Annotated in this window: 9 protein-coding genes; 2 read left to right on the top strand and 7 right to left on the bottom strand. The window is 59.2% G+C overall.

Translation table 11 applies throughout. The features are described 5' to 3' along the window. Nucleotides 1-212: 212 nt before the first annotated feature. Both RBB31_RS15750 and RBB31_RS15745 read right to left on the bottom strand, forming a co-directional pair. Nucleotides 213-620 (bottom strand): hypothetical protein, encoded by a 408-nt coding sequence (locus tag RBB31_RS15750; RefSeq protein WP_306130258.1) that lies wholly within the window; start codon nucleotides 618-620, stop codon nucleotides 213-215. Then, nucleotides 610-969 (bottom strand): excisionase family DNA-binding protein, encoded by a 360-nt coding sequence (locus tag RBB31_RS15745; RefSeq protein ID WP_306130257.1) that lies wholly within the window; start codon nucleotides 967-969, stop codon nucleotides 610-612. The genes RBB31_RS15750 and RBB31_RS15745 overlap by 11 nt, the downstream gene beginning before the upstream one ends. Before the next feature lie 253 nt (nucleotides 970-1222). Between RBB31_RS15745 and RBB31_RS15740 the strand changes: the two genes are divergently transcribed. Together RBB31_RS15740 and RBB31_RS15735 are read left to right on the top strand one after the other, a co-directional pair. Next, nucleotides 1223-2308, top strand: a complete 1086-nt coding sequence (locus RBB31_RS15740; RefSeq protein WP_306130256.1) for an AAA family ATPase — start codon at nucleotides 1223-1225, stop codon at nucleotides 2306-2308. A 121-nt stretch (nucleotides 2309-2429) separates the two neighbouring features. After that, nucleotides 2430-3113 (top strand): hypothetical protein, encoded by a 684-nt coding sequence (locus RBB31_RS15735; protein WP_306130255.1) that lies wholly within the window; start codon nucleotides 2430-2432, stop codon nucleotides 3111-3113. Nucleotides 3114-3468: 355 nt separating this feature from the next. Here RBB31_RS15735 and RBB31_RS15730 read toward each other — a convergent pair whose 3' ends face one another. From RBB31_RS15730 to RBB31_RS15710, 5 genes are all read right to left on the bottom strand, one after another. Next, nucleotides 3469-3615, bottom strand: coding sequence for a hypothetical protein (locus tag RBB31_RS15730; protein ID WP_306130254.1), 147 nt, complete (start codon nucleotides 3613-3615; stop codon nucleotides 3469-3471). A 293-nt stretch (nucleotides 3616-3908) separates the two neighbouring features. Then, a complete protein-coding gene (locus RBB31_RS15725) occupies nucleotides 3909-4517 on the bottom strand; it encodes a hypothetical protein (protein ID WP_306130253.1) in 609 nt (202 codons plus the stop codon). A 487-nt stretch (nucleotides 4518-5004) separates the two neighbouring features. Continuing rightward, on the bottom strand, nucleotides 5005-6192 hold the full coding sequence (locus RBB31_RS15720; protein ID WP_306130252.1) for a patatin-like phospholipase family protein: 1188 nt from the start codon (nucleotides 6190-6192) through the stop codon (nucleotides 5005-5007). Further along, nucleotides 6192-8489: a Mov34/MPN/PAD-1 family protein gene (locus RBB31_RS15715; protein WP_306130251.1), complete on the bottom strand. Its 2298-nt coding sequence runs from the start codon at nucleotides 8487-8489 to the stop codon at nucleotides 6192-6194. The genes RBB31_RS15720 and RBB31_RS15715 overlap by 1 nt, the downstream gene beginning before the upstream one ends. After that, nucleotides 8489-9616, bottom strand: a complete 1128-nt coding sequence (locus RBB31_RS15710; RefSeq protein WP_306130250.1) for a hypothetical protein — start codon at nucleotides 9614-9616, stop codon at nucleotides 8489-8491. The genes RBB31_RS15715 and RBB31_RS15710 overlap by 1 nt, the downstream gene beginning before the upstream one ends. Between the last annotated feature and the right edge of the window lie 65 nt (nucleotides 9617-9681).

The raw sequence follows: 9681 nt of genomic DNA, 5'->3' as shown, positions 1-9681 counted from the left end.
CCAGGGCCGCGACAGGCGGTCACGAGGGTTCACCCGGCCCCGGCCGCTGCTTGCGCAAGTCCCGGTCAAGATCCCAAAACGGCGGCCAATTCACCCATAGGCACCCCCAGAGACAGGCCATGTCTGTGGCCATAGGTCTGGGTGAAACCACCGCAATTACGGGGTACTGGCGGCCAAACCGGGTAAATCCCGGCCAAGAGCAGAAGCCATCGTCACACATATGGAGCCATCGCGAGAAAGGTGCATTGCCGGATGCGGCACACGTTGTTGGAAAGCCGGATCGACGGCATGCGGCCGGTCTCGACATTGCGGCGCCAGGTGCGCGCGGAGCGGCCCTTCACATCGAGACCGGTGAGGTCCGAGGCGCGCAGCAGCGGCTTTCGGAAGTCAGCCCAATCACATGGCGGCACAAGGCCAGCGCCCTCGAGCCGCCAGACATCTGACCAGCGGTATTTTGGCCAGCCGGACGCGGACACCTCCGGCAGACCGTGGGCTATGATGATGGCACGTGCTGTTGCCCCGCACACCGACCAGTGGATCGCGAGCATGGAAAGCCCGACCGTGCCCGCATCTGCGACATTGGCTCGCGTCATGACCCGGGTTTCGCCCTCATGCGTCATGAGCGCCCGTCATCTCAAACGCGTCGATATCCGCAGGCACCCACCGCTCCGAACAGCCCACGAAAACCGAATTCAATTCTCCGGATCTCGTTAGATCGCGCAGCGCGCGTGGCGAGCATTCAAGGCGGGCCGCCGCTTCGTGAAGTCGCAAGAGAGGACGCATGTCCGGGCTTGCATCGACCGCGCAACGCAGGCCGGGCAGGCTTTCCACAGGCACCACAAGTGCGCTTCCTACGCGGAGGCAAGGCATGGCTCCGGCATCGATGAGTCGGCGAACTGTGCGGGAGGAGACGGCGAGAAACTGCGCCGCCTCATCCAGAGATGCCGGGGCCAAGTGATTGTTTTTCATGATTTATCCCTGTCAGTCATTCAGTCTCGAGAGGGACATAGGGAAAAGATCCTGAATTCAAAAATCCGCAGGAGACTGGTCAGCCAGACAGCCGGACATTCCCCCGTAAGGGGGTGTCCGGCTGTCTGGCTGACCCGGTGGCAGACAATGGAAAAAATCTTGCGCCTCGAATTTTGGCGCGCTCGCAGGCGTCTCTATTTCCCGGTGGTCATGAAGTCAGACATTGAAACAAGAAGACACACGGAGAGATCAAATGACCAACATACAAGACCAAGACATCCCCGAGTGGGAAAACTGTATCCGGTCCGCGGCAGATCACAGCCCATCCTTGGAGTGGAACTATGCAATAAAGGGATGGCTGCTGCGTAACGAGACCTCGCTCCTATACGGGCCATCGAACGTTGGGAAGTCTGCTCTCGTTTGCCACATCGGCAACCGCATTGTCACGGCTCGTCCCAGTTTCGGTGCTCGGGTTAAGCCCGGTCTGGTCGTGCATGTGGCACCAGAAGCACCCGCTTCCGTTCTCGACCGCATTCACAGCAGCGATACCACTCCTGCCGAAAGACAAAACTACCTTGTATGCGGCCAGGCTCTCGACCTTTCGAATTTCAAGGCTGTCGCTTCTTTTGTCGAGTTTCTCAAAGGCGTCATGCGTGATACCGGCGAAGACATCGTCTTGATCGTTTTCGACACTCTGGCGCGTTCCATCGGCTTGCTTGATGAGAATTGCGCGGCTTCTATGACGCAAGTCGTGCAGACCGCAGAGTGGATTGCAAAGAGCCTGAATGCCCACGTCATGCTCGTACATCATACCGGGAAAGACGTCGATCGTGGCGGTCGTGGCAGCTCGGCCCTTCGCGCGGCGGTCGATACGGAGATATGTCTGAAGCTCGGGAAGTCTGAGGGCAGCGTGGCGGTTGTGCAGGACAAGCAGCGCACCCAACCTAAGCTCGCCTCCGTACATTTTCGGATCGAAAAAACCGTGCTCGGATTGGATGAAGACGGAGACGAGCGTACGACCGCTCATGCCGTTGAGACATCGGCACCGACGTTTGAAAAAGCACCCAATCCGAAAAGAGCGGAGAATGGCCGCGCCATGGCGGTCCGGATTGCGCTTCAAACACGCGGCATGCTGCGCGAGCTCGCGCTGGCCCCTTTCAAGACAGCGGACCTTGCGGCAACGCTGCCGCCGGAGCTCTTCGCAGGCGTGGCCCCGGAAAACCTGAACCGTACGATCAATCGTATCCTTGGCGACCTTGCAAATGCAGACAATCCAATTGTCACCGGATCAGGCGGCGTCTGGACTTTGACGCGCACGGCTCATCGGCCTCCGGGTTAAACCCGATAAGCTGGATTTTCATTTCTGGTTTCTGAAGAAGGACCAACATTCATCCTATCCCAAACACGCCGACCAGGGTTTCGCAAACCAAGTTTGGCAAACTAAAAGGCAAACTCAGATCATGACCACGACGACCGACAAGAAGAACACTGGCGGAAGGCCACCGCGCTACAACCTCGAGCAGGTCCACGCCGCAATCACCAACTTGATCAACGGTGGAACGCCGCGTGACGAGATCGACGCCGCTGCGGTGAAGACTGTTCTCTGCGAGCAGCTCGGCATTAGCAAAGGGATCGACACACGTAGCCTTGAGAGTCCCGTCGATCATGTCCTTTCGAGTATCGCCGAGGAGGAAGAGGGCCGTCTCATTGGGGCGCTGCCGGAAAAGGCCCGTACATCCATTGAATCGATTGTCGGCGCAATGGCGCGCGAGCTACAGCTTCTTGTAGCCCAACAGAACGCATTGTGCCTCGCCAAAGCACAGGAAGAGTGCGAAGAGCTCCGGCGGGATAAGACAAACGCGAATTGGCGCATCAAGGAACTGGAAACAAAGATCCATGATCAGGCGCGGCAGATCGAGGAAATCTCGGACCTGAGCGAAAGGAAGCAGGCCGAAAACGCTGTGTTGCAGTCAGACATGGCTGAGTTGCGCAACGAAATCGAGCACCTGAGAAGGGCAGGAAATCCCGTCGACCAGCTGTTGTCAGAGTTGAAAAAATCAGAATCGTGGGACGAGATCCGATCAGCGATTTCGGAAATCATGAAGGGGGTTGTCGAAAGCGAACGCAACCCCTCAATGCCCTGATCCACGGTATCCGTCACTGAGAGATCCCCCAACCTCCCAGAATGACAATCGATCCTGTTGAAACTCACTGACGGCGCCGCATCATGCGGCGTCTTTCCTGTTTCAGTCGCGTCCGTTAGTGTCCCTACATCGTGGGGCGAGAGTTGAAGCGCGTCGTGGTGCGGCCCCATCCGAGCCGCGGGTTCACTCGAAAGCCACCACGCAAGATATGAATCAAGCGATGTTCCAGTATCTCACCGGATTCTGGACATGTTTCATGGCTTCAACTTCGATCCGGCGCCCCCTCTCCCCGACGAAACGCTGCCAAACTTCTTCGGGGGCTATTCTGCCTCTGAAGCCTTTTCGCTGCGGCTGTTCATTCTCGATCGAAATGTGCGTCGGGAAATTCACGTGGGTTACCGACGTAGAAGGTTTCCCCATTCCTGGGATCTATCAGCCGGTAGACGTAGTTTCCGACGCTTTTGGCGACCTCTTCCGGAAAATCGTTGATTTTGGCATCCATGAGCCAGCCTTTCAAATTCACATGTCAATCAGTAGCGCTCCTCCGCCTCGGGGACCGGGGCCGCGGGTTTGAGCACGAGGGTCATACTTCCGGCTCCGCGGGACGCCACCAAGTGATCGGGTCTTTCCCGAGGTTCAGCAGAGCCTCGTTAACTCGGTGAAGCGGATTTGGTCCTGCGAAGTACCGATTGTGTCGCTCGGTAGGATGGCATTTTCGGACTACCGCCGCGTTTGGAATAGCGTCCAGATGGAGTGCGTCGAAGAAGTTCTGCGCTTCGGCTCCGAGAAGAAGGACTACCGGGGGGGCGCCTCCCTTTCGACCAGCCGACACAAGAGAAAGGCAGTCACTGGCCTCCAGAGCGATCGATGGGCGGGCTTGTGCGCGTCATCGCTGTAGGTCCAAGAGGCATTCAGGCAGAGAACTCCCTGCTGTGCGAGCGCGTTAAAGCGGGCTCGTATTGTCTCGGCGCGGCCTGCCAGGCCATGGTAGAAGCCTTGGGGGCAGGCGGCTCCGTAGAGATCGAGTGCCGACTGCCCGAGGGTACGGAGCGCAGACCGAACCGCCTTACCCGCCGCATCCGGGGTGCCGTCTTCGAAGGCACGGCGCGTTGCGCTTTCGATCGCCGGATATGGGTCCTGTCCAAGCACCACGACGTGGACGCCATCGGGCTCAAGGCCCTCGAATGCCCGGCAGATATGCGCGCCCGCCGGCGCTCCGGGGAAAGGAACATCGTGGCGGCCAGGCCAAGCGGCAACACCTTCCACAATCTCGAGTGCCTCTGGGATAAAATGAAAAGTGGGCTCTTCGCAGTCGTTGAAGAACGCAGGCCAGCCCGATTGCTGTGGCAGGTCCGCTTGCCAGCCGGCGAAGCGCTCATGCATGTGTGCGCGCAGTGCCACCATCGTGTCTCTCCTCTGCCATCTGCAGCCGCTTGTATCCGATAACCTGTCCTGTCCGATACGACGAATATGCCTCGGGGCCGCCGCCGGCCTCAGGCCGCCAGCGCGTATTCGAGCGTAATCGAGATGTCCTCGAAGCGCGATGTGAATACGCGGTTCATGGCCATGACCAGCCACTACGTCTTCGTGCCCGAGTTTTGCAATCCAGCCGCCGGCTGGGAGAAAGTACAGGTCGCGAAAAGCGCTCGCGACACTGCAGCAGATTGATGAGTTGGCGTCGTACGGCCAGTCGGTGGTCGACGCGGTGATCCAGATCGAGATCGGAACGTTTCATTGATTGAAAATGCGCTATGCATAGCCGATTCCATTCTACGGCATGACCATGACTTGCGAGTGATGTTCGAGAGAAATTATTGAGCTTGACCGTTGGCCGCCCTAAGCGGCCTTAAATGTTGCCACGCAAGCTCACGAGACGGCCATTCACAAACCGTCACGGCTTGCCTACTAAGACATCAGGCCAATGTTCCGCGACCAGTGCTTTGGTGAGTTGCTCGCCTCGGCGGCTTAAACGATCGATCCACTCCTCGGACATTCCCGAAAAGTCTGTCGGATAGTTGTAGGCGTCTTCACGGGTCACGAGGTCATCCGGCGGGTATTTGAGACGGCTATCGGCTTGGCCAAGATAGGGCATCAGAACCCCCTTGAATTTCCCGAGTTTCAGAAGGTCGAACAGGCGCTGGGTGGCCGCATTCTGTGCTCTATCATGTGTGCAGTAGAAGACGCTCTTCACGCGCGCCGGAAGGAACTGGGTGGGCTGGTCGAACCGGAGCCCATATCCGGCCTTGCAGCAAATAATCGTATCGACGTCGGTTACATTCAGGCTGACCTTGGGATCACGGTCCGGCCAAAGTGGCGCCAGGCCAAGATTGTCATAGACGCCGCCGTCGGTCAGAGTCACCCGCTCCTCGCGCCGTGTTCCGTCCTTCTTGTTGAACGGCAGGACCTCGTCCAGCGCAGGAAGAAGTGCCGGATATGCAGCCGAGGCGGTGACAGCATGTGCCAGGGAAATGCTCCTGTCCGCCAATTCGCCGTAGCGCCAAGAACCCGATTGCTTTTGCGTGAAGTAGAACGCGGAGCCTGTCCGTAAGTCAGAGGCGTTGACGACCAGCAAAGGTCCGTCTGCAGGCAGGTCCCGCAACAGCGTTCCACCGAAAAGTTCGTCGTCAAATACACGCTCCAGTATCGTGGTGCGGCTGGCAAAACGACGAATGGGAGAATGGAGCTTGTCAACGCGCCATTTCGCGCGTTGGTCTGGCGGGATCAGGAGCAGAAGCCAGCGTGCGATGAACGCGATCAGGCTGATGATGATGTTTGTCGGTATGAGGACCGCGGCACAAAAGAAAGCCCGCACACCCTCGGCCGTGGTAAAGACCTTGCCGATTGCGGGTCGCACGAAGCCGGAGGCGAGATGATTGCGGACGCGTTCCTCGAACGCCGGAAACGGATCGGTGTTGGCCGCGAATAGCGCGCCGATCACGCTACCGCCAGAGACCGTCGACATGACTTTCACGCGTTCAATTATACCGAGTTCGTCAAGAGCCCGCAGACACCCAAGATGAAAAGCAATGGCGCGGGAGCCACCGCCGGATAGTGCAAGGCCGATTTTCTCTTCACTCATCAGCCTGTCGCCTCCCGCGATGCATCCGGTTCTTCTCCCTGCCTAAGGGATTCCGCGTAGCGATTGGCCAGTATGATCCCGATTTCTCCGTCCCCGGCGATCAGCATCAGGGCGGGCAAAGTATCAATGTCGAAGACCGTGGAAAGCCAGTCTATCTGGACGAGGTCAGTCGCACTCGGACGCGCAGCCGCGCGCGGTGGATGAGAGTGCCACTCGCCAATGTAACGAACCTGGCCGCGCGTCCGTTCGATTACACCGTCAAGGTCCTCACGGACGCCCTCGGTGCCGCGGGTAAATCCACCCGGGCTCTCCACGCTATCGGGCGGCGCGGGCGCGGCATCAACAATGTGTATTGTCTGCGCGGGGATATCGACGACGCCGGTCAAAACGCCGCCGGTTTCGTTCGGAAGACGGGCATTTCGCATGGCGCGAACCCGCTCGACAAGCCCCGCGTCCACCACCACCGACCAGTCGTCGGCGGCAAAGCTAACGACGGGAACGGCGGGATAGCCATGCGATTCTAAGTCGCCGTCACCCGACAAAGACCAGACTTTCATGACCGCGTCTTCCTGATCGACAGCGCGGCCCAAAGCCCCCGCGATCAGACCGCTGAGTGCCATGACATTCGACTCTGGCATGCGGTTCGTGATGGCGCGGCAAGCGCCCGTATAAGCATAGCTGCCTCCGGAATCGGCGAGAAGATTTGCAAGGGTCGCCTCTCTGCCAACCAGTCCGAAAAACTGTGCTTCGAGATCGCGGAGCGTAAGTGAACGATCCGCCGGTTCGGCCAAAAGGATACCGGCGCTGCCGACTGGGTTGAAAAAGGCGCTGACCCGCCGGGCCTCGGAAGGGTGGTCGGAAAGAAACCGACCGGCCAGAACGGACGCCGTCGCATCTATGATCAGGTCTGTTTCATTGAGGGCGCGGTCAATCTCCTCGCGGTGTCCGTCATTGACCAGCACGTTGGCACTGATGGGGCGTCCGACAGGTTCAGCGCTGTCCAGCGTCGCGGACACGGCAGCGGCGACGAGCGCGGCCTTTTTGTTGGTGACATTTTCGCCGCGGCCAATATGCCGTGCGAGGTTATGCGGTAACAGGCGATCATCATCGATGACCGTCCACTCAAACCGGCCCTCGCGGGAAAGGCACTCTGCCAGGTGCGAGCCGATAGTACCCCCGCCGACCAAAACGACGTTGCGTATATCGGGCGTCTTGCGCCCGGAAAGTTGCGTGGCGAGTTCGCGGTCGAACTCGTAATGAATCTCGGCTGACTGGGCAAGGATTGCGCGCACGGCTTCCTCATCCGGTGCAGTTTGGACCAGCCGTTTCACGAAACCGACCTGACTGCCTTCACCCGGCGTCGCGCGCTCGGCGATACCCAGCGCGACCGCGATATCGCCGACCGACTGATCCGTGATGAAGGCCCGCAAATCCGTGCCATTTTGGACAGCGCCATCGGGCGCAATGATCGGCATCTCGACGACGAAGACAAACCGGCTGTTGATCCGCCATGCGGGCGGCGGGTTCTCACCGAGCCAGTCCGAAAACTTCTGCCGCAAGTCCGCAAGGAGATCGATGCCACGACGCGCCAACATGTCAGCCAGACTGCCGAGATTTTCCGGTGCGAACGTCAGACGCTGCATTTCTTCCGCAGCGATGCGGTACGCGACGAGACAAATAGGCTCCAGAGAATCGACGGGTTCTGTCACAGTCTTGAGGTCACGAACACGAAGGATTTGATCGGTCTTGCGGACGGCTACGAGGTCGGCGTTGACCGCCCCCCCCAGAATTCGCCGAGAGATGACGAAGCTGAGATGGCTGCCGATCATGATGGGGTCGAGCGGTTGGCGGGCGTCGTGAAGCTCGCCCCGTATCGCCCGGTCGAACCACGACAGGATGCGATGACCGAGTTCGGCAGGCGTCCAGGTCAAACGCGCTTCCGCCCATATCCGATCATCGATGCAGATCGCTCGGGGAGCGCTCTCGGCAGTCAGCTGTTGATGAAAAGTGTCGGGGAAATCGTCGCGCAGCACGTAGATCAGCGGCATTCCGTCTTGCGGCGCGAACCGTATCGCCAGCCGCTCGGTGCGCTTGATTGGATAAAAGGGTTTCTGCGGACAGCCCGTCCGAAAATCAAGTATGACCAGATCGCCAAGCTCACTGCGCCGCGTCTCGACTACCGTCATCAGTTCAGAAGCATGGCGTTCGGTGAACGTCACGAGAGCCGTAGCCGCTGGCGATTTAAGATCACCGACGGCAACAACTTCGAACCCGGAAAGCCACGCCTCGATGTCCATCAGCCTGCCTTCGGGGTCGAAGCCGCAGCAGAGCTGCTGACCATCGGGGCGGCAACATCAAGAGCGATACCGAGCGCCGTCACGTTGTAGGCAAAGGGCTTGGGATACGTCTGGCTGGGGTGTTCCATCGTCACCCTGAATTCGCCATCGTCCGCATTCGTGATGCGGCGATGATAATTCCCGGCCTGGCGATGCGGGGGTTGCACACCTTGATCCGCTTCCGAGCCCTTGGTGGGGATCGGGTTAGACGGCGAAACGATGACGGCCCCCGCTTCGCGCTGGTTTTCGAACAGCCACTTCACGTCCCGTACCGGCTTGGTTTCCTCGGCACCGCGATCCGGCGCGAGTGCGAGATACGAACAGTGATGGGGCAGCTTCATGATGTCCCAACGCATGCGGTCCTCGTTGCCGTGGTAGCGAGTGACCTGAACGATTTCGGAAAGCGTCTCGTAGTTGACATCCGAGGCCAGAAACAAGCGAGATTCCTGCCCGCCTTCGACAAATGTCGCGTGCAGAACGATCGAGTCCTCGTTGCGCTCGATGACCGTGTTCTCGTTCTGCCGCCAACCGAACGGGCAATGAACGAAAAACTCGACCTGCTCCGGTCCGGTCTTGTCGTAGCCGGGAACGGTTCGGCCCGCATCGACAATCAGGTGCTTTCGCGTCTCGAAATCGATGCCTTCGTCCTGCATCCATTTCTTCAGGCGCTCTGGGCGGGAGAAAACCCGGATGCCCTTACCGTCACGGAGCCTATGCCGCGCCTCCGAGCGCACGATCCGGGCGTCGTCAGTCAGGCCATCTTCAAGGATGGCTGCCGCGGGCACCCAAAGTTCGTTGATTTTGATCCGACCTGCCCCCTGATACTTGGCCGCATGCCGGAGCCAGAAGAACTCTCCGAACCCCTTGCAGTGGTCGGTATCGGTGTGGGTGATGCAAACCACATCGTAATAGTCGCGCCCAGCGCGATTCAGATCGCGGCGCAGCTCTTCCGGCAGATCGCAGCGCTTGTCCGCGATCTCACCGTTCCGCATCGCGGCGTAATCGACGAGGACCTTCTGGCCGTTAGCGAGGTCGATCCGCAGTGTGTCGGCATTGCCGAGGGGAAAGAAATTCAGCTTGGCAGCCATAACCGCCTCCTTTCAGCTTGACGTGATTCTCCTGCATTAGTAAAGTTTATATACGCGTCGTGTTT

Origin of the sequence: Roseovarius sp. MMSF_3350, from assembly GCF_030733425.1 — a bacterium.
Classification (GTDB): Bacteria; Pseudomonadota; Alphaproteobacteria; order Rhodobacterales; family Rhodobacteraceae; genus Roseovarius.
This window is presented reverse-complemented; position numbering and strand designations above follow the sequence as displayed.